Annotated in this window: 14 protein-coding genes and 1 pseudogene; 5 read left to right on the forward strand and 10 right to left on the reverse strand. The window is 61.8% G+C overall.

The window, feature by feature from the left end; all coding sequences use genetic code 11:
- The first annotated feature begins 170 nt into the window (after positions 1-170).
- Positions 171-563 (forward strand): DUF3054 domain-containing protein, encoded by a 393-nt coding sequence (locus O2S87_RS06890; protein ID WP_475408065.1) that lies wholly within the window; start codon positions 171-173, stop codon positions 561-563.
- 48 nt (positions 564-611) lie between these two features.
- Here O2S87_RS06890 and O2S87_RS06895 read toward each other — a convergent pair whose 3' ends face one another.
- The 4 genes from O2S87_RS06895 to malA all read right to left on the reverse strand — a co-directional run bounded on the left by O2S87_RS06895 (position 612) and on the right by malA (position 7425).
- Complete coding sequence (locus O2S87_RS06895) at positions 612-1337, reverse strand: class I adenylate-forming enzyme family protein (protein ID WP_475408066.1); 726 nt, start codon at positions 1335-1337, stop codon at positions 612-614.
- A 184-nt stretch (positions 1338-1521) separates the two neighbouring features.
- Positions 1522-2697, reverse strand: coding sequence for a molecular chaperone DnaJ (dnaJ, locus tag O2S87_RS06900; protein WP_475408067.1), 1176 nt, complete (start codon positions 2695-2697; stop codon positions 1522-1524).
- 104 nt (positions 2698-2801) lie between these two features.
- Positions 2802-5255: a glucosylglycerol hydrolase gene (gene gghA / locus O2S87_RS06905; protein WP_475408117.1), complete on the reverse strand. Its 2454-nt coding sequence runs from the start codon at positions 5253-5255 to the stop codon at positions 2802-2804.
- A 166-nt stretch (positions 5256-5421) separates the two neighbouring features.
- Positions 5422-7425 (reverse strand): alpha-amylase MalA, encoded by a 2004-nt coding sequence (gene malA, locus O2S87_RS06910; protein ID WP_475408068.1) that lies wholly within the window; start codon positions 7423-7425, stop codon positions 5422-5424.
- A gap of 225 nt (positions 7426-7650) precedes the next feature.
- Between malA and O2S87_RS06915 the strand changes: the two genes are divergently transcribed.
- The 3 genes from O2S87_RS06915 to O2S87_RS06925 all read left to right on the forward strand — a co-directional run bounded on the left by O2S87_RS06915 (position 7651) and on the right by O2S87_RS06925 (position 13235).
- On the forward strand, positions 7651-12186 hold the full coding sequence (locus O2S87_RS06915) for a DUF7997 domain-containing protein (protein ID WP_475408069.1): 4536 nt from the start codon (positions 7651-7653) through the stop codon (positions 12184-12186).
- A gap of 43 nt (positions 12187-12229) precedes the next feature.
- On the forward strand, positions 12230-12754 hold the full coding sequence (locus tag O2S87_RS06920) for an SRPBCC family protein (protein WP_475408070.1): 525 nt from the start codon (positions 12230-12232) through the stop codon (positions 12752-12754).
- A gap of 76 nt (positions 12755-12830) precedes the next feature.
- On the forward strand, positions 12831-13235 hold the full coding sequence (locus tag O2S87_RS06925; protein WP_475408071.1) for a VOC family protein: 405 nt from the start codon (positions 12831-12833) through the stop codon (positions 13233-13235).
- Between the two features lie 30 nt (positions 13236-13265).
- Here the strand turns inward: O2S87_RS06925 and O2S87_RS06930 are convergent, their stop codons facing one another.
- The 6 genes and pseudogenes from O2S87_RS06930 to O2S87_RS06955 form a co-directional block, all read right to left on the reverse strand.
- A complete protein-coding gene (locus O2S87_RS06930; protein ID WP_475408072.1) occupies positions 13266-14990 on the reverse strand; it encodes an ATP-binding response regulator in 1725 nt (574 codons plus the stop codon).
- Positions 14991-15176: 186 nt separating this feature from the next.
- A pseudogene (locus O2S87_RS06935) lies at positions 15177-16966 on the reverse strand (SLC13 family permease).
- 66 nt (positions 16967-17032) lie between these two features.
- The gene (locus tag O2S87_RS06940; protein WP_475408073.1) at positions 17033-17173 is read right to left on the reverse strand and encodes a hypothetical protein; all 141 of its coding nucleotides are present in this window, start codon (positions 17171-17173) and stop codon (positions 17033-17035) included.
- Positions 17174-17239: 66 nt separating this feature from the next.
- Positions 17240-17872, reverse strand: a complete 633-nt coding sequence (locus O2S87_RS06945) for an RAD55 family ATPase (RefSeq protein WP_475408074.1) — start codon at positions 17870-17872, stop codon at positions 17240-17242.
- Between the two features lie 47 nt (positions 17873-17919).
- Positions 17920-18306, reverse strand: coding sequence for a hypothetical protein (locus tag O2S87_RS06950; protein WP_475408075.1), 387 nt, complete (start codon positions 18304-18306; stop codon positions 17920-17922).
- 62 nt (positions 18307-18368) lie between these two features.
- Positions 18369-18743: a YlbF/YmcA family competence regulator gene (locus O2S87_RS06955; protein WP_475408076.1), complete on the reverse strand. Its 375-nt coding sequence runs from the start codon at positions 18741-18743 to the stop codon at positions 18369-18371.
- A gap of 126 nt (positions 18744-18869) precedes the next feature.
- On the opposite strand from O2S87_RS06955, the gene O2S87_RS06960 reads away from it, so the two are divergent.
- Positions 18870-19877, forward strand: a complete 1008-nt coding sequence (locus O2S87_RS06960) for a sodium:calcium antiporter (RefSeq protein ID WP_475408077.1) — start codon at positions 18870-18872, stop codon at positions 19875-19877.
- The last annotated feature ends 255 nt before the right edge of the window (positions 19878-20132 follow it).

The raw sequence follows: 20132 nt of genomic DNA on the forward strand, positions 1-20132 counted from the left end.
CGCACCTTTCTCCCAAAAAACTGAGAGATAGCAGTGCTGCTGACCAGCACTGCGACAGTTTGAGCATAACTTCTCAGCTTTCATTCACGAACGACTGACTCAGAATCACACTTCACTTGGAAGTACGGTCGAACCACTGATGATTTTACCTATCAGTCGAACGGTCGACCATGTCCGCACTCGAAGGGCGCGTCGACTCGGGCGCGCTCCCACTCGCAGTCGGGGATCTACTCGCGATCCTCGGGGTACTGACTATCGGAATGTTCCAACACGCCAGTTTCTCACCGGAACGCGCAGTCGGCGTGTTTTCACCGTTCTTGATCGGCTGGGTCGTCGCAGCCGTTCTGATCGGGGCCTACTCGGCGGGCGCGGCCGAATCGGCGAAGGCGGCGATCCCGCTCGGCGTCCGGGCCTGGGTGTTGGCTGCGCTCGTCGGCTTCGGACTCCGGGCGACACCCGTCTTCCCTGGAGATCTCGCAGTCGCGTTCGTCCTGATCACGCTCGTGCTTACGGGTGTCCTGCTCGGCGGACTTCGCTGGGTGTTTTTCAAAGTTGTCGGCTAAGGCGGTCGGTATTTGTCTGTTTGTAAAATCGGTTAACTGATCTTACGGTTACTCGATGAGTTCGTCGACCACAACTCGGCTCGACTCCGGCGTCGACTGCTCGTCGTCGACCACGATCGCTGTGTCGGCGTCGACATCGGTCGACGGATCAAGTATAAATACGGCTGTCGCGCCAGCCAGTAACGCGGCAACGAGCCCGCCGCCGATCGTTTCAGGTCGTGACAGCGGCGTTCGAATCGCGAGGCGTGAGCCCCGTTCGAGCGAGAGTTCGTCGACCACCTGCTCGGCCATCCCGAGCAGTCGGCGGTGACTGTATTCCTCGTCGCCAGCGACGAGCACTGTCGACTCGGGAGCGACCTGCGTCGGCGGAAACGCGGGATTCTCGCTCCAGACTGCCTTTTCCCAGTGCGTCGTCGCGGTGGCTTCGGGCCCACCGCCAAACACCGCGAGCCGACCGGGGTCGTCTTTATAACTATCCTCGTGGTCGACCGGGACCAACCGCACCCGTGCTTCCGCAGTCGGTTCGAACGTCGTTGCGGCTCCAAGTTGGGCCGCTCCGAAAAAGGCAAGTAGCGGCTCCGGACGAAGCGTGGGGTCAATCGCGAGCGTCGTGCCGGTACTGAGCCCCAAGTAGCGAAGCACGTTGCCCGCCTTGTAGGCGGTCGTAATGAAATCGTGATAGCTCATCTCCCGGTCGACGGCGGGACACGAGATTGCGGGCTGGCTCCGTCGCTCATCGCGTGCCAACAGATCACCGAGTACAGCCGCGTCCATACGAGCTGTTAGCCGCAGCCAGTGAAAAACACCCTGTCTGATCCTAGCGTATGAGACCATTCCACACAGACACCACGCTTCCGGTGAAATAAGGCGGTAGCGTCCCTATTGCGCACGAATATCGCTACCTGAGAATTTCGCGTCCGGCTGCGATGAGAGTGTCAGTGAGGAGAACCCCGAGTGGTTAAAAGCTGTTTTTGATTTTCTCGAAAAAGCCCTCCGAGACGTCGACTTCCTCGCCACCGGCCTCGGCGAACGCCTCCAGGGCCTCACGCTGGTCTTTGTTCAGCGAGTCGGGCGTGACGACTTGGACGGTCACGAACAGGTGTCCCGAGCGTCGACCGCGCAACCGTGGCATTCCCTCGCCGCGAAGGCGGAACTGCTCGCCACTTTGAGTGCCTGCCGGGATGTCCATCTTCTTCGTCCCGTCGAGGGTTGGAATCTCGACCGTATCGCCGAAGACCGCCTGTGGGAACGAGATGGCGTGGTTGTAGTGGAGGTTGTCGCCGTCGCGCTCGAAGGTGTCATGCGGTTCGATCTCGATGTCGATCAGCAGATCACCGTTCGGCCCGCGGTTCTCGCCGGGCGCGCCCTCGCCGTCCATCCGGAGCGTCTGACCCGATTTGATTCCGGCCGGAACCTCGACCGTAAGCGTGACCTCGTTTTGGACGATGCCGTCGCCGCCACAGGTGCCGCACGTCGTGTCGGCCGTCTCCCCGTCGCCACCACAGCGTCGACAAGTCGAGCTCTGTTGGACACGCCCGAACGGCGTCTGCTGGACGCGGGTAACTTGACCTGTACCATCACACTCACGACAGGTCGAGATGTCCGCGTCGGGCGGGTGGCCCTTGCCGTTACACTCATCGCATTTCTCGGGTCGTGTGATCGTGAACTCCTTTTCAGTGCCGGAAAACGCCTCTTCGAGCGTGATCTCCATCGAGGTCCGGAGGTTTCGACCCTGTCGAGGCTGGTTTCGACGCTGGCCGCCGCGGCCACCGCCACGACTGCGACCGCCGCCGAAGAACTGCTCGAAGATGTCCTCGACGCCACCCATGCCGCCTGCCCCGCCGAAGCCGCCAGCCCCACCAAACCCGCCCGCTCCACCGGGACCGCCGTCGAAGCCCCCGCGCTTTTCGGCCTGCTCGAAGCGGTCGTGGCCCATCTGGTCGTAGGCCTGGCGCTTTTCGTCGTCGGTAAGGACCTCTTTGGCCTTTTCCACCGTCTTGAATTTCTCCTCGGCGTCAGGCTCATCGCTCACATCGGGGTGATATTTGGCCGCCTTCTTCCGGTAGGCCTTTTTGATCTCGTCTTCCGAGGCGTCGCGGGAGACACCCAGCGCCTCGTAGAAGTCCTCGCTCATCAGTTACTCATCTGTATTGGGCCAGACTACTTGAAAAACGCGGCTCGTCCAGCGTATGCGAATCAGCCCCGTGGCAGCCCTCACTCGGGTCTGGCTGCGGCCGATTAGGGCTCACGCTGCCAGACGACGGCCCCGCTGTCGACCACCGCGATCGTCGACGCTGGTTCGCCAACTTCGGCGTCGACACTCGGCGATGCCAGCGCGACCTCCCAGCCATCGTTTGGGAGGTCTGGGATTTCGTTGGCGAGAATTTCGGGCGAGACGTCGACCGTCTGGCCCTCCATGTTCGCCGCGAACAGCAGTTGCTCGTCGCCCGCAGGCGACTCGCGCAGGCCGTAGTAGAGGACGGTCCCTTCGGTGGGATGGCGATAGTCGAACGTTTCGAGATCGCCCGTTTCGCCGACATCGCGACGAAGCCACGGCCGCTCGTGGCGGAACGAGCGGACGGCCAGATCGAACGCCGTTCGGTCGTCAGCCTGGTCGTCGACCCAGTGGCTCAGGTTGGCGTACTCGTGGACGTCCGCCATCCACGCCTGTCCGAACGCCTTGAGGTCTGTATACGTGAGCGCGCTGCCCAGCGGCGTGTCCATCGACGACAGGAGCAGCGCCATCTCATCGAGGTCGTAATCGGTGGCGTCGACCGCGCTCAACAGCGACTGGACGAATCCCCGGAGTTCGCTCTTGGTCTCGAAGCCGAGTTCCTTGAGTCGCGAAAAGAATCGCTCGTCGGCGAACTCTTCGTCGGTGAGTTGCCAGTCGACGAAATAGGCCTCCTCGGCGACGACCTTGACGTTCCACGTCCCATCGGTGTCACGAATAAATCCCCACGGCCCGCGCATGTTGGCGTTGAGAAAGTCCATCGGGACCCCTGGCAGCATGCAGTGGAACAGCATGGAGGAGGCGGGGTTGTTGTAGGCCGCATCAAGTGTTTCGGGCAAACTATCCCCGAGGTTGGGGTTCTCCTGTGGGGCGTCCCAGCTATCGCCGACCGCCACCTGTGTTCCGCGCCGGACCGTGTCGTGGTTGGCGACGCCGGTCAGCCACTGGCTGCCGAAGTCGGCGACCTCGCGGACGCGCCACCATTTGGTCGCCCAGAAGGTGAGCAAGGCGGGCGTATTGTGGGCGAAGGTAACCGGCGACCACTGGAAGGAATGTGGGTGCTGTTCGATCAAGCTCCGATAGCTTGAGGCGAGTTCCCAGTCCTCCTGTGGCCACGGTCGACCGTCCTCGTAGATCATCCAGGGTCGGTACTCGGTGCCTGCGACCTCTTGTGTAATCGCGTCCATCAGTGCCAGAAACTCGTCGTCGTGGATCATTTCGTCGCGCTCGGGGTCGTAGTATCGGAAATCCTGCGCGCCGTCGACGCGGATCCCGTCGGCCCCGAAATCAATTTTTCGGCGCTGGAGTTCGAGCAAAATCGCCCGCACGGTGGGCTGTTGGTAGTCGAGATGCTGGCCGTACATCCCCGGCCCCTCGAAAAACTCGTCGGCAAGCAGTGGCAACGCACCGTTGTCGGCGTGGCCCAGCGCGATGTCGAAGACGATCTTGATCGGTTCTGGAAGGTTGTGGCAGGCGGCGATGAAGTCGACGAGTTCGTCCGGTCGACCCGTTTCGAGCACCGCAGGGTTCGGTGCCGAGAAGGCGGAAATGACGATGTCGTAGCCCCAATTGATCAGGTCTGGGCGTTCGACGCGAACGTCGACGGTGTCGGCTTCGGCGTTGCGGTCGAACGTCTCGGGGTCCCAGAAGTGGTGCTCGCCGTAGTTTTGGGTCAGCGGCTCGACGGGCATGAGTTGAATCGCGTCGTAGCCGACGAAGTTGCGCTCGGCGGGCGTCAGCTGCTGGCCTGCTCGCTGTTTGCGACCGATTTCTCGATACCGGCGGGCCAGCCCCGCGAGGCTTCCTGACTCGGTGGCGGTGCCGGGGTGGATTTCGAGCATACTGACCGCGGGGTCGACTCGCGGCAAGCCACGGTGCTCACTCGTCGCAACGCGTTCGTCATCAGTCCCCAGCGCCTCGAAATAGTCTCGGTCGGCGCGCTCGCTATCGAGCCGCTCGGTGTCGTAACACTCCGCGGGCGCGTAGACGCCGAAGGGAACCGAATCCGCCAGTGGATCGGGAACCACACCCCAGCCGTCGCGGTCGAGGCTGTCCTCGCGGCCCGGCACCTCGCGTCCGTCCTTCCTGTATACGAGTTGGTAGAGCGACCCAAGTTGCTCGCGCGTGCCGACCTGCATCCCCTCGATGACGCCCCAGTGGTACTCGCCCTGGCGGCGCAGCGGGACGCGGTGGCGCGCGAACGCCACGCGCGCTTCGTCGGCCGCGGGGTCAACCTCATCCGTCGGCGTGAACACTTCGAGAAACACGTCGGATTCGGGGATGCCAGCGTCGACGATAGCTGGCGTCCAGAAGCCGACGTCGACAGAGCCATCGTCGCGCGGATGGGCTCCGAGGAGTGGGGCGATTTTCTGAGCGGCCGTGAAGGGGGCGTGGTTGGCTTCGATCTCGGCCTGCCAAGTGAGTCGGTTGGCAGTCTGGCGGCTGCGGAGGTGTGGCATGGTCATGGTCGGACTGTGGGCTGTCGTATCCGATTTAGATACTACTACTGTAGTAAACTAATACGTGGATATATGAATATAATGGAAATCCGTGATCGATAGCAGGCGCTCCGCGTTCGAAAAGGACAGAACGGACAATGGACCCGAAATAGAGGCCGGTCCGGTGTTACTCGTCGACTTCGAACACCGCGACGTTTTCAACGGTCAGACCGTCTTCGGCGGCTTTCGACTCGCCGGAGACCAGATCGGTCGCGTCGACCGTTTTCTCGATTCCGACGGTCTCGGGCTCACCGCTGAAGTTCAGCATAACGACGTAGTCACCGGCCTCACTCTCACGACCAAAGGCGACGACCGACTCGGGGCTGTCGGTCTCGTACTCAATGCGCTGGAGATCGCCGTTGAAGCCGAGCGACGGATGCTCGTCTTGGAGATGGATCAGATCGTCGTAGTGGTCGCGGATCTCGTCGCGCGCGTGATCCCACGCGAGATGGTCGCGCCGACCACGCTGGCCCAACTCCTGGCCACCGTACAGCATCGGAATCCCTGGCAGGGTGAACAGCGCACCCGCGGCGGCTTTCGTTGCCTCGTCGCCACAGTCGACGATGTAGCGCGTCTCGTCGTGGTTTTCGAGATACAGCATGAACGCTGCGTGATCCGGGAACCCCGAGCGCTTGCGGCCCTCGATCGCATCAAGGATCGCGTCCGCGTGCTGGTTGCCCGTCCCCACCTGTCGAAGTGTGAAGTAGAGCGTCGTATCGAAGTGAATGTCGAACATCCCCTCGTGGAAGTCGGCGATGTAGGGGATCGTCTCGTCCAACAGCAGGAATTCTGGGTCCTTGGATTTGAGTCGCTCGCGCATCTCCTTCCAGAACGTCGGCGGAACCGCCCACGCCATATCACACCGGAAGCCGTCGGCGACCTCGGCCCACGTGTCGAGCGCGTCAAGCAGGTGTCGACGGACTTCCAGGTTCGCAAAGTCGAAGTTGGCGATGAACTCCCAGCCAAAGTAGGTGCCCGGCTCGCCATTGTCCTGCCATTCGTACCAGTCGTAGTACTCGGAGTCGGGGTTCTGGTAGGCGTCCTGGAAGTAGGGATGGTCGCGCGCCGAGTGATTAAGCACGAGATCGAACAGGATCGACATTCCGCGATCGTGGGCCGCGTCGACGAACGATTCGTAATCCTCGCGATCCCCGAGATCGTCGGCGATCGAGAAGAAATCCGTGATATTGTAGCCGTGCGGGGCGCCGTCGTGTTGGAGCACGGGCGTCAACCACAGACAGTCGACGCCGAGTTCTTCGAGATAGTCGAGGCGTTTTTCGAGCGCCTCGAACGTGGTTTCGGCCTCTTGGTCGTCGGCCGCGTAGCCGCGGACGTAGATTTCGTACAGCGTAACGTCGGTTCCCCACTCGGGCGGGTCGTTGAGCCGGTGGACGCCGAACTCGCCGCGAGTTGTCACGCCGCCGTCGGTTTGAAGCTCGGTGGTTCCGAGTCGATCGACGCTGACCACGTCGGCCACACTGTAGCTCTCGCCGATAGCCACCGCGTGGACGCGGACCTGCTCGCCGATGACGTCGAGCGGTATCCGAACCTCACGGTCGTCGATCGTAACGTCGCTCTCGGTGACGCCGTCGCGGTCGTCGAGCAGGAACTCCACGTCGAGTTCATCGGCATCGCGTGTCGAGTCGGGATGTGGTGTGACGGTCGCGCGGACAACTGCCTCGTTGTCGACGATTTCGCCGTCGAGGCGGATTCGCGGTCGGCCTTCGCCTTCGCCGCTGGAGGCTCCCAGTGCACCCGAGCCGGAACCCGAGCCGCTGACACGACCGCTCTGGAATCCGCGTGCCGAGCCGCTCTGGCCGCTGTAGCCGCTCTGGCCGCTGTAGCCGCTTCGACCGACCATTCCAGAGCCTTCGCCGGTCGGTCGACGGTCGCTCGGGTACACGCGTATCGAGAGGTCGAATCGGTCAGTCGGTGTGCGGAGGGTGGCCGTGTATCGGCCGGGAACGTCCGGCACGAACGACTCGACGGCCGCGTCGCCCACGGTCGCCTCGCTCGCAAGCGGTGCTTCACTGATCGTCCATTCGTAGTCGGCGTCGGGATCGGGATCTCGCGGGGCGAGCTGTAGCCGATCTCCAACCGCAACGAACTGCGGAGGTCCAGGATGGTCCATATCTCTATCAGTACTCTCTGTCACTTTGGTCTTATGTATTTGGGAAGTACTAATTAACAGAACTCAGACCGAAACTGCCCAATTAATTACAATCATTGGGTGGTAGATCCGGGCCGATCCCGGTGCTAAAGTTGTGAAGTTGTTCACTGTTTGTTAGACTGATTTCGCCGGTTCGACGAGGTCGAGCCGCCAATACTTTGTTGTACACGCCCAATCAGAAGGTACATGCGACTTCGAACAGCGTTGAACGAGTTCAAACGCGATCGTGGTCGACGCTTCGCCGAGGAGTGTCGGACCACTGATGGTGCGTTTTCGGCTCACGGCGATCGACTCGTCTACGTCGATCCCGAAGGCAGTCTTCGCGACTATTCGTCGGCACTCTCCGGGCTTTACGGCATTGACAGATCACGGCTTGGCATCGAAACCGCCGAGGGCGCACGGTGGTTTGACGAGTTTTCGACGGTCAGACAGCACTACTACCGCGAGACGAACGTGGTCGAAACCGAGTACGACGCCCGTGGGTTCACCGTCCACCAGTACGATCTCACGCTGGGACGGGCCCACCTCACCCACGTCGAACTCCGCGGGACGATTCCCGCAGATGCCGAGCTAACGGCCTTTCTAACGTTTGCACCCGAAGGCAGAGAAACACAGGTCGGTCGACTCATTCACGAGAACGTCGGCCCCGACGACACCAAGACGGTCGAAGTGTTTCATCGATCGGAACACGACTACGTGACCGCGTCGAACGGCATAACCGATGTTCGAGGCCAGATCCCCGAACGCTTCGAAGAGATGCTCTCGCAGGAAGCCTACGACTTCCCACGGGATGCAGTCATCGACCGCTTTGAGGACACCCATCTAAGCGGCGATGTCGTCGTCAACGCGCCGCTCAAACAGAGCGGCCGGGCAGCCCGAACAACACTCGTTACCCAGCTGTCGGACCACGACACCCTCGACCGTGAGGCAGCGCTCGCCGACATCCGCCGGTGTGCGGAGGCCCACCAAACCGCCGACGACATTCGCGAGGCGGGCCGCGAACGGGCGACCGTCTCGGTGCCGGAGTCAGCACCCAACGGCCGGGTCGTCCGATCCGATCTCCGTGCGCTCTCGTTGCTCACCGCACCGACCGGCGCCCACATCGCCGCCCCTGAGTTCGATCCGTTCTACAGTCACTCGGGCGGCTACGGCTACACCTGGTTCCGCGACGAGGCCGAAACCGGCCGGAACCTGCTCGATGCGGACCAGCTGCTCGATCTCGGGCTTCAGGAAGACATCGAGGCGACTGCCGAGTTCTTCTGTGAGACCCAACAGGACGACGGCTCGTGGGCCCACCGGGCGTGGGCCGTCGACGGCTCGCTCGCGCCGGGGTGGGCACACGGCCGCGTCGAAGGCGCTGGCAACACCGAGTATCAGGCCGACCAGACCGCCAGCGCAGTCGCCTTCCTCGCGAGGCTCTTGTCCGAACGCGGCGAACGCCTCTCGGACGAACTCAGTGGATCGATGCGGGAAACGATCCACAACGGGCTGGAAGTGCTCGACGAAACGCTCGAAGACGACGGGCTTCCCGGTCGGTGTCAGAACCTCTGGGAGAACATGGACGGTCGCTTTACGCACACCGCAGCCACCTATCTAACCGCTTATGCGATGGTGGCGGCCGCACCGGTCGACCAAGCGCTGGCAAATCACGCCCGCAATCAGGCCGAAACGGTCATCAAGGGGTTCGAGCAGCTCTGGAACGACGACCGCGACGCCTACGGCATTCGCCTCAACAAAAGCGGTAAGATCGACACCCGAATCGATTCGGCGACGTTCGCGGTGGTCGACGCGTTCGTTTGCTACAGCCAGATTGCCGAGGTCGACTCGGCGCAGCTCGACCGACTCAGCGACCACGTCGACGCCGTGTTCGAGGCGCTCTACCGCGATCCCGAGGAAACGCCTGTTGCGGGGCTCGCACGCTTCGAAGGCGACACGTGGCGCTCTGGCGGCCAGGCTGGCGAGAAGATCTGGAGCGTCTCGACGGCGTGGGGTGCGAACGCCGCCGCCGATCTCGGTGTACTACTCTCCGAGGCGGGCCGGGACGACGACGCCGAAGCGTTCTTCGAGATCGCCGAAACCCTCTACGCGTTACTGCTCCCCGACGGCCCGCTGGCCAGCGAGGCGGGCTATCTCTCCGAGCAGGTGTTCGACGACGGCAGCCTCGACGGTGCATCGCCCCTGGGCTGGTCGCACGCCCTCAGGCTTCGAGCAACCGCCACGCTTCGAGAACAAAACGCCTTACCGGGCTCGACACCCGCGCCGACAGGTCCGGAAAGTCGACCACGGTGGACGACCGGCGAGAAGTACGGCGTCGGTACAGTCGCTGACCACGGCGCGTCCGAGGCCTCGAAAGTCTGGTTCACACTCACTGAGGGCGCGCTGACCGAAGTCCGGTTCCCGCGGGTCGACCTGATGAACCTGCGGACCGTCGACTTCCTGGTCGCCGACACCGACGAGAAGTCGACCTACACGGCCAGAACCCACAACGAAACGCGGATCGACGACGATACCGACACCATAGAGCGGCGCGTCGAACCGACAGACGACAACGCCCTGTTGTTCCGGCACGTCATCAGCGAACGCGGCGACGGCCGCGGCCACGAGTGGACGCTCACTGTCGAGTACGCGATCGATCCGAAACACGATGCGATCGTCGCAAACGTCGACTTCGAGGCGGCCGACAGCAACGAGTACGACGTGTACGCGATGGCCGACATCGCACTGACCAACACCGGCACCCAGGACCGTGGCTACCGGCTCGGCGAAAGCGGCAACTACCATCTGGCCGCCCGTGACGCCGAGGCGTACGACACCGGCTCCGAGCCGCTGTTGACCGACGAGAACGGCGATATCTACAGTGTGGCCGCGGCGATGACCACCTCGTCTCGGTTCGACTGGGCGACCGTCGGTACGGCTGGCTCCGACCACCTCTCGGAGTTGTTTTCGACCGGGAAACGACCGGTTCCAAACGACCGTCTCGACAACGACAACATCGTGTTGGCGGGCCGAATCGGCACCGGCGACGTTGATGAAACGGTCGCTATCGGGTTCGGTGAGAACGCCGACACCGCCGCCGCGCTCGGTGAGGCCGAAGGCGCGCTGGCTCGTGGCTACGAGTCCATCCGGTCGGCGTACGCCGAGACGTGGGAGACCTTTTTGGCCGACAAGCCCGTCCCCGACTCGGTTGCGCACAACGACGACCTGCTGGCGCAGTACAAAAGCTGTCTGATGGCACTGCGCGCCGTCGAGGACAAAACGTACATGGGTGCGGGGATCGCCTCACCGTCGGTGCCGTGGGGCGAAGCGGTCACCGCCGACGAGCCCAAAGGCTACGGCTACAACTTCGTCTGGTCGCGGGACCTGTATCAGGTCTTTACGGTCTTCGAGGCGGTCGACGACCTGAAAACGGCGACCGACGCCCTGCAGTACATCTTCCAGTACCAGCAGGACGACGAGGGATTCATCCCGCAGAACACGTACGTCAACGGGCTCACCCGGTGGGGTGGCGAGCAGATCGACAACATCTCGTTCCCGCTAATCATGGCCTACCAGCTGGCCGAACGCGGCGTCGCGTTCGAAGACGTCGGCTACGATTATATAAACGTCAAACGGTCGGCCGACTACGTCGCTCGCAACGGCCCGGCGACCGCCCAGGAGCGATGGGAGGAAGAGGCTGGCTACTCGCCGTCGTCGATCGCTGCCGAGATCGCGGGCCTCGTGTCGGCGGCCGATCTGGCGATCGACGAGGACAACCAGGGCGACGCGCTGGCGTGGCTCGCGCTCGCCGACGAGTGGGCCGACCGCGTCGACGAGTGGTGTGCGACAGAGACGGGGACCGAACTCCATACCCACACGCCGTACTACGTTCGCGTGACGCGCGACGGCAACCCCGAGGCGGGTCACCTGCGGACGCTCGCGAACGCGGGGCCGACGCTCGACGAACGCGAGATCATCGACGGTGGCTTCCTCGAACTCACTCGGCTGGGAATCAAATCGTACGACGACGAGGTTATCCTGAACTCGCTTGTCGAAGTCGACGAGACGATCCGGGTCGACACCCCCCAAGGGCCAGCGTTCTACCGCTACAACGGCGACGGTTACGGCGAACGTGGCGAGGAGGCCGAAGGCGCACCGTGGTCGGTCGCAACAAAGGGTAAGGGTCGCCTGTGGCCCATCTTCACCGGCGAGCGCGGCGAGTACGAACTGCTCGCTGGTACCGACGAGGGGCCGCTCGCGCCGCAGTCGATGCTCGAAACGATGGCCGGCTTCGCCAACAGTGGCCGGATGATCGCCGAGCAGGTCTGGGATCGCCATATCGAAAACGACTACAACTGGGATATCGGCGAGGGGACCGGAGCGGCGACCCCGCTCGCCTGGAGTATGGCCCAGTTCATCCGGCTGGCTCACGGTATCGATGCGGGCGAACCAGTCGAACAACCCACCGCAGTCGGCGACCGCTATCTCCGCGAACAGCGCGGCCCACAGCCGACGCTCAGGGTTGAAACGCGGATCGTCGACAACGATCTTCAGGTTACCGGAGAGACTGACGGCGACCTTGTCGCTGTCAAGGTGACCGACGAGACGGTTATCGAAACAGATGTCGACGGGAAATTCGAGCTGCGAATCCCGATCAGCCACGGCGAGGTGCCGGTGACGGTTGCGGCGGCCAGCGACACCAATCTGCGGACTGCAGCAACGGCGGTCGAGCGGTTTACGATATAGCCGTTCGCCGCGCCTTTTTCCTGCTCGCGCCCGTAGGGTTGGTATGGCTACTTACCGACGTCGAACCAGAGTCCGGGCACCGCTTGCGGCGGTCTGGGAGTTCTATTCGTCGACCGATGGGCTCGAAGCGCTCACCCCCGACTGGATGGGCCTGACCGTCTCGTCGGTTCGGGGGCCCGACGGCGTGAGTGACCCCGACGAACTCGTCGAGGGCACCGAGATATCGATGCGATCCAAACCGTTTGGTGTGCTCCCCGAAAGCCGGTGGATATCGCGAATCACCGACCGCCGCGAGGGCGAGGGCTACCGGATGTTTCGTGACGACATGCTCGGCGGCCCGTTCAATCTCTGGATTCATACCCACGAGTTCTACGGTGACGGCAACGAAACCGTGCTGATCGACTCGATCGAGTACGAACTCCCGATGCGTGGTCCGCTCGGCGAGCAGGTCGATTCGGCCGCAGTCGTCGGATTCGAACCGATGTTCCGCTACCGTCACCGACGGACCAAAGAACTGCTCGAACCAAACCACACCCCCGTTGAGACAGAACCAGTCGACCAGTACTGAGTAGATACATAACGACCGCTTTTAGAGTTCCTCCGCGATGACGACCGTTTTTGCATCCCCCATACAAACAGCAGGTATGACTCTCGATGTCGTCGACTTCGACCACGTCGCCATTCGCGTTTCGGATCTCGACGCAGCACTTGAATTCTATCACGGCCTTCTCGGAATGGCAGTTCGGGACCGCGACCGGTTCGACCGTGGCGAGGTGCCGTTCGTCGCCGTCGTGGCGGGTGGTCGACACATCCATCTCGTCCCGACCAACGAACCGATTGACGTGGGTGGCGAGCACATCTGTCTGTTAGTTCGCTCCGAAACGATGGAGACCGCCGCCGAAATCGAGTCGCTGATCGACGAGCTACGGGCCGCTGGCGTCGACGTCGAAGACGGCGAACCGTACAAACGGTATGGGGCCTACGGCCGCGACTGGGCGGTCTACGTGCGTGACCCCGACGGTCGACGGGTCGAACTCAAACTCCACTAGGCCCCGAGCAGCCGAGGAAATCGGCTCGAACTACCGGTCGAGATCAATCTCGAACCGTGCGCCGCCCTGGGCGCTTTCAGTCACCGAGATCTCCCAGTCGTGGGCTTCGATAATCGACTGGATAATCGAGAGCCCCAGTCCCGTCCCGTTGCCACCGGTGTAGCCGTGTTCGAAGACGGTCGACCGCTTTTCTTCCGGGATCCCCGGTCCATCGTCAGCGACGATCACGGTCCCGCCGTCGGCTTCGACACGAATGTCGACGTCTTTGCCAGCGTGGACGACCGCATTTTTAAATAGATTCTCGAACGCCTCGGTGAGCCGCGAATCGTCGGCCTCGATCGGGTCGAACGACTCGCAGCCGACGAGTTCAAGTGTGGCGTCGTAGGTTTCAACACTGTTCCAGGCCTCGGTGACGATTGCTTCGAGTTCGACCTTGATCGTCTCGCCGACCGTCCGTCCCTCTCGGGCGAGCGTCAACAGGTCGTCGAGCATCTCCGACATTCGGTCGGCCGCCGAGATCGCGGGGTCGAGCTGATCGATATCGCCAGTCTCCACAGCGAGGTCGAGATAGCCCGAAATGACGTTGAGCGGGTTCTGGAGGTCGTGGCTGATCACCGAGGCGAACTGTTCGAGCTGTTCGTTCTGGCGTTCGAGCGCGTGACGCTGTCGACGACGACGTTCCATGTGACCGACGAGTTCGCCGATCGCCTGGAGGCGCTGGCGGACGTTCTCGTCCCACTCGCGCGGCTGATCGACCGTGATCACGATCGTTCCGGCCAGTTGCCACTCGATGACGATCGGTAAGGCGAGCATCGTCCCCACTGTCGCCGCCATATCCAGTTCGTCGACCGCTCCTTCGGTGTCCACGGTGTCGACCGAGACAGGCTGTGGATTCGGGCTTTCGCCGGATTGAGACGCTGCAGAATGGACGCTATCGAGGGGGGTGACGTCGACACAGACGGCTTCGAACTGGGCGATCCGTGAGTCGAAGCCGGGGAACCTGTCGGTCGAAACCGCTTTAGCGCCGATATCGAACGCGAGGCGATGGGAGTCAGTGTCGGCGAGATTGTCGGCGCTCCAGCCGTGCATGAGTTCGAGCGTGTCCATCTCGTCGTCACACTCGTAGATCAGACTCTGGCTGGCGTCAATCTCGTCGGCCAACGACTGCAACGCCCACTCGGTTTTCATGTCGACCTCGTCCGGAGCCGCGCCCATCAACGACCGCGAAACGGCGAGCGTGATCCCGTTGAGATCGCCCGGGTTGGCATCGAGCGCACTGAGGCGGTTCCGAAGCCCGACGATACCATCGGTGATCTCACTCGTCGAGGCCGATTGGTGACGCTCGTCGGCTGTTCCGGGCGTCGCAGTCGACTGCTGCGAAGAGAGAGATCCCGATCTGCCAGCGGCGTCGGCTCGGTCACCCCAGTCAGGCGAGCGCCGTTTATAAATAACGTCGGTGACGCCGAGACGAAACGCCCGTCGCAACAGATCGATATCCTCGGTCGCAGCGAACAGGACGAACGGAGTCTGTTTGGGCTCTACGGTATCGACGAACAGATCCAGGCCATCAGAATCGGGGAGTTCGGCAGCACTGACGACACAGTCGAACGAGTCGTCAAGCGCTTCGGCCGTCGCAGACGCCGAGTCGACGGTCGTCACCATCCACTCAGGTTCGAACACCGAGCGTACTTCCTGCTGGTAGACCGGTTCGGGGTCGACATATAGAAGATGAAGTCGTCCCTCCCGTTGCATCATGGATGTATCTCACGAGACAGGTGTATCAAGCTTCCCGTCTAGTTATCACGCTGAGTACCGGCAGCACAGGCCATACAGCCACTGATCGGCGGCTAAGAGGCCGTACAGCCACCCGATCGGTCGCTCAGAGGCCGTAAAGCCACCCGATCGGTCGCTCAGAGGCCGTACAGCCACCCGATCGGTCGCTCAGAGGCCGTACAGCCACCCGATCGAGAGCGTGGTGACGACCGCCAACAGGAGTTGGAGGGGTGCACCGACCCGGAAGAAGTCGGTAAAACGGTAGCCACCGGGACCGTACACCATCAGGTTCGTCTGGTAGCCGACCGGCGTCACGAACGCCGTCGACGCCGCGAAGGTGACTGCCAGGACGAATGCGAACGCGTTGGAGTCGATCGCCGTGGCGACATCGAACGCGACAGGAATCAACAGGACGACGCTGGCGTTATTGCTGATGAGATTCGTCAGTACAGCCGTCAGTAGATAGAAGATCCCCAATACGATCAGCGGTGCGAACTCCGTGCTGGCAGTGACGACCACGGTCGCGAGCCACTCGGCCGCCCCGGTTTGCTCCATGGCGATGCCGAGCGGAATCACCCCCGCGAGCAGGAAGATCACGTTCCAGTCGACTGCGTCGTAGATCTCGGTCGGTTTGAGACAACCCGAAAGCACCATCGCAACCACGCCAGCGAGCGCCGAGATGACTATCGACAGCCAACCCGCGCCGGCAATGGCGACGACAGCGACGACGATACCGAGCGCGATCGGGGTTTTCGACCGCCGATACGCGGGTTCTTCGGGATCTTGGGCCACGACAAACGCCCGATTACGGATCAGTCGGTCGACGGTCTGGTCAGTCGCCTCCAACAACAGCGTGTCGCCACCGCGAAGCGGCGCGTGGTCCATCCGCTGGCGGATCACCGCACTCCCGCGACGGATCGCCAACACAGTCGCGTCGTAGCGCTGTCGGAAGTTCAGCGAGGCCAGCGTCTCGCCGATGAGCGTCGTCCCCGGCAGCACCACGACCTCGATCAGCCGATTTTCGGTGTCGGTTTCGAAATCCTCGTCATGGAACGTCGTCTGCGGCAACAGATCGACACCCTCGGTTTCGACCAGGCTAACCAGCGTTTCGCGGTCGGTCCGGATCAAAAGGATATCGTCGACCTGGAGGGTTTTTCCGGCCAGCGGCTCGGCGAACGTCTCGCCACCCCGAACGAGGTGAACGATGTCGACGTCGACCGCCAGCGTTTCGAGGCTCTTTCGGATCGTTTGTCCAACGAGCGGTGAGTCGGGGCGAACGACCACCTCGTCAGGTAGGCTGCCATCTCGAACTCCTCAGTGAGTTCGAGTTCGGGCTTGATTCGTTCGGGCGTGAGATACCGCCCGATCGTCAGCAAATACAGAGTACCGACAACGAGAACGATCAGCCCGACCGCGGTGAACTCGAACATTGAGAATGGCTCGGCGATTGGCCCACCAACCCGGTCCCAGACGTCCGACGCCAGAATGTTGGTCGACGTGTCGATCAGGGTGAGCGTCCCGCCCATCATCGACGCAAACGAGATCGGCATGAGGAGTTTGGACGGCGAGGTGTGGGTCTGCTTGGCGATGTTGATCGCCATCGGGATCATCACCGCGACCACCGGCGTGTTGTTTATAAATCCAGCCGAGCCACCCGAGAGGCCGACGACGGCCGCCAGCTGTTTGGTCGGACTGTCTGCGGTCCATTCAACGACCCGATTGCCGATGAGCTTCACCACACCAGTTCGGCGAATGCCTTCGCTCAGCATGAACATCGCCAACACGGTGATCGTCGCCGAACTCGCAAAGCCCGAGAGCCCGTCGTCGACCGAAATCGTCGTCCAGGGCTCCAGAACCACCAAAATGACGATCAGACCGATCGCAGTGAGGTCGATCGGCACCGGTTCGGTAACGAACAGGACGAGCGCGAAGCCGATAACTACGAAAACCACCAGCATCGCTGGTGTAATCGGTGGGATCTGGAGGGGTCCAAGAATCGAGACCACGAGCGACATCGCGTCTCGTTACAGGCCGAGTCCCGACCGGACGACGATGCTCCCGGGCGGGTTCTCAATCATCCCTTCAGGAGCCAACACGAGCATGCCAACGACACCCGCCACTGCCAGCGCGACAAGAAGCAACAAAAGCAGACTGATTTTATTCATTACCAACTGGTTCGGTCACGAAGCGCATAAATCCTTTTGAACATATTAATCAGAACATCGACATACTCAGGCGATATCCCGGCTAGTATCGATCGAGACCCCGCTCGAAAGCTTGAGCTTGATTGTCTCGTCGAGCGCCCGGCCGCCACGGAACTTCGGAACCGAAAGCCGGTTGACGATTTCGGAGCCCTGGATATCGGTCGACAGATGAAACACGATGTCGGCCATATGCTCTGTTACATCGCGGAGCGCTGGCACCGACCGGCCGTCCATCGCATGGAGGATTGCGATGCTTTCGGTGTTTTGCATCTGCGTTTGCAACTGGTTGAGAAAGTAGCGGTACCGACTCGGATCCTGGCGTTCGAGCGGATCGAGCGTGTCGATTATCAGTGTCGACTCGGTCGCGAGCGTTCCGAGGAGCTTGTTGCCCTGATCGAGCGGCGCTTCGACGCCGATATCCCGGATCGTCGGTTCGCCGACACGAGTGTACTGACTCGTCCGATCGATCGCGTCTTGGACAGCCTGATCCGACCGGATCGTCGTCAGATACAGCGTCATTCGAACCGCAGTCACCTCGTACAACAGCAGTTCCGACTGACTGGCTGGATCGGCCGAAAACAGCACGATGCTCCCGGTCGGGATCCCCCCGTCGAGCTGGCGATCGAGAACGTCGATTCCCGTCGAGAGGCGTCGGCTCATCACGTATCGGTTCGACCGTCTCGGGTTAACAGTACCCCTACAATTATCTATTCTGATAGCAAGGTTCGGGATCGATCGATTTCAGATAGGGGCCGAGGGTTAGAGTCCCCGGTTGGGAGAACGGTGATTGGACAGTCGAAACGCTCGGCAAGCTGTCGATACACCGTCAGGTCCGAGAGCGTTCGGGAGACAAGTAGGGAGTCGACCGACTGACCCGTTTCCGAGAGCCGCTGACCGAACCGGGTCGCTGCATGCAGCGAGACCGCGCAGGGAACAACTGCCACGCGAAGCCGGTCGGCTGCTAACGGGTCGATGGATGCCACTCCACACCGTGTGGCAGCGCTAATAACGAGCAGCCCAGAGCGATGGGCCGTCTCAAGGTCAGCGCGAAGCCGGTCGGTCGAGACACCAGGCGTCGAAACAACGAGATCCATACCGGCGCTGCTGGCGGTTTCGTATCTAAAGCTACGTGTCGATCAGAAAATTCGACCAGTGATCAGTCCTGACAGCAGCCGCCAGCCTCGCCGCCGAAGTCGACGGCGATCTCGTTCGAAATCGCCTCGTTGACCGCTTCGAGGCGGTCGGCGAGCGCGTCTTGGGCGTCGAGATACTCAGCCATCACTGGGAGTTCGTGGAGTTCACGCTGGGCCTTTTGGACAGCCATCATCGACTTGCGGTCGGCACGACCGGCCTCGCGGTCGACCAGAAACTCGTGACGGAGCTGTTCGAACTCTCGGATCAGCTCCTGGGCTTCGGCATCGTTCTGGACGGCCTCGTTGGCCTCGGTGAACGCCTCGTGTTCGGGGCTGTTGGCGATCCGTTCGCCCAGTTCTCGGCCCAGATCTTCGAGTGATGCGGTTTCGACGCTCATATATTGTTTTCGAGGTCGACGCGCTTCAACCTGCCGAAAGCTGAACAGAGAGCCGGAACCCAGCCAGCGAGTCGACCCGGGGCCACAACCGAGGGGCTTACTACGGCTGGTCGACCATTCGCGAGCGTGTCAGCGATTACGCTGCTCGTCCTGACAATCGTCTCGACGGCAGTTGTCTGGAAGGGAAGCGAGCTACTGGATGTCGCCAGCCAGCGGCTCGCGCTCTACTACGGGCTGCCCGCGGTGGTTCAAGGCGCAGTGATCGTCGCTGTCGGATCGAGCTTTCCCGAACTCGCCAGCGTCGTTCTCGGGGTGTTGCTCCACGACACCTTCGATCTCGGCGTCGGGACCATCGTCGGCTCGGCCATCTTCAACATACTCGTGATCCCGGGAGTCAGTGCGCTGGGCCGGAGTCCACTCCGGATCAACCGAGCGGTCGTTTATAAAGAAGCCCAGTTTTACATGCTTTCTATCGTCGTGCTGTTGCTCACCTTTTCGTTCGGGGCGATTTACAACACCAGCGGTTCACAGACTGTCTCGATTATCGGTCGACCGCTCGCGCTCATTCCGCTCGGGGTGTACGGACTGTATCTATTTATCCAGTATCAAGACATCAGCGACTACGATTCTCCGGTGGCCCCTGCGTCGATCGATATCGGCCGCGAATGGCTCCGGCTGGGTGGCGGGCTGGTGTTGATCGTAGTCGCGGTCGAGGGGCTGATTCGGGCTGCACTCGGCTTCGGTGAGCTGTTCAACTCGCCTGATTTCATCTGGGGATTGGTCGTCATCGCCGCCGGAACGAGCCTCCCCGATGCGATCATGAGCGTCAAGGCGGCCGCCCGCGGTGACGGCGAGGTGAGTTTGTCAAACGTGCTCGGGAGCAATACGTTCGATCTGCTGGTCGCGCTCCCGGTCGGCGTTCTGTTGGTCGGTTCGACGACTGTCGACTTCGCGCTGGCCGTCCCAATGATGGGCGTGCTCACGCTGGCAACGCTCCTGCTGTTTACGCTGATGCGAATCGACCTCTCGATCACGCGCCGGGAGGCCTGGTTCCTCTTGGGATGTTACGGGGTGTTCGTCGGCTGGATCGCCATTGAGACGCTGGGGTATATAGATACGCTGCCGGGCGTCTAATTTCCCCATCGTCTATCAATTGCGAAAATAAAACACATCCCGCTCAAGAAGATACCGACAGAGGCACCGTTTTTCGGTTCGGAAAACAGATAGCCGAACGACATACCTACAATAAACACGACAGCCATCCAGAAACACGTCCAAATAATTCGTGTGCAGATCGTGTTCGGAGACAGCAAACATCGGCGGGCGGTTTCGGTATGCCAAGTTCGGCTATTGGAGGGTTGTGTTGGCACACTTTCGTTTCGTAGAGAA

The organism is Halohasta sp. A2 (genome assembly GCF_056175805.1).

Coding starts and splice junctions, on each gene's coding strand:
- O2S87_RS06955 (WP_475408076.1), bottom strand. CDS start 18,743: ATGAGCGTCGAAACCGCATCACTCGAAGATCTGGGCCGAGAACTGGGC.
- O2S87_RS06920 (WP_475408070.1), top strand. CDS start 12,230: ATGGCTACTTACCGACGTCGAACCAGAGTCCGGGCACCGCTTGCGGCG.
- O2S87_RS06940 (WP_475408073.1), bottom strand. CDS start 17,173: ATGAATAAAATCAGTCTGCTTTTGTTGCTTCTTGTCGCGCTGGCAGTG.
- O2S87_RS06890 (WP_475408065.1), top strand. CDS start 171: ATGTCCGCACTCGAAGGGCGCGTCGACTCGGGCGCGCTCCCACTCGCA.
- O2S87_RS06895 (WP_475408066.1), bottom strand. CDS start 1,337: ATGGACGCGGCTGTACTCGGTGATCTGTTGGCACGCGATGAGCGACGG.
- O2S87_RS06945 (WP_475408074.1), bottom strand. CDS start 17,872: ATGAGCCGACGCCTCTCGACGGGAATCGACGTTCTCGATCGCCAGCTC.
- gghA (WP_475408117.1), bottom strand. CDS start 5,255: ATGCCACACCTCCGCAGCCGCCAGACTGCCAACCGACTCACTTGGCAG.
- O2S87_RS06915 (WP_475408069.1), top strand. CDS start 7,651: ATGCGACTTCGAACAGCGTTGAACGAGTTCAAACGCGATCGTGGTCGA.
- O2S87_RS06925 (WP_475408071.1), top strand. CDS start 12,831: ATGACTCTCGATGTCGTCGACTTCGACCACGTCGCCATTCGCGTTTCG.
- dnaJ (WP_475408067.1), bottom strand. CDS start 2,697: ATGAGCGAGGACTTCTACGAGGCGCTGGGTGTCTCCCGCGACGCCTCG.
- malA (WP_475408068.1), bottom strand. CDS start 7,425: ATGGACCATCCTGGACCTCCGCAGTTCGTTGCGGTTGGAGATCGGCTA.
- O2S87_RS06950 (WP_475408075.1), bottom strand. CDS start 18,306: ATGGATCTCGTTGTTTCGACGCCTGGTGTCTCGACCGACCGGCTTCGC.
- O2S87_RS06930 (WP_475408072.1), bottom strand. CDS start 14,990: ATGATGCAACGGGAGGGACGACTTCATCTTCTATATGTCGACCCCGAA.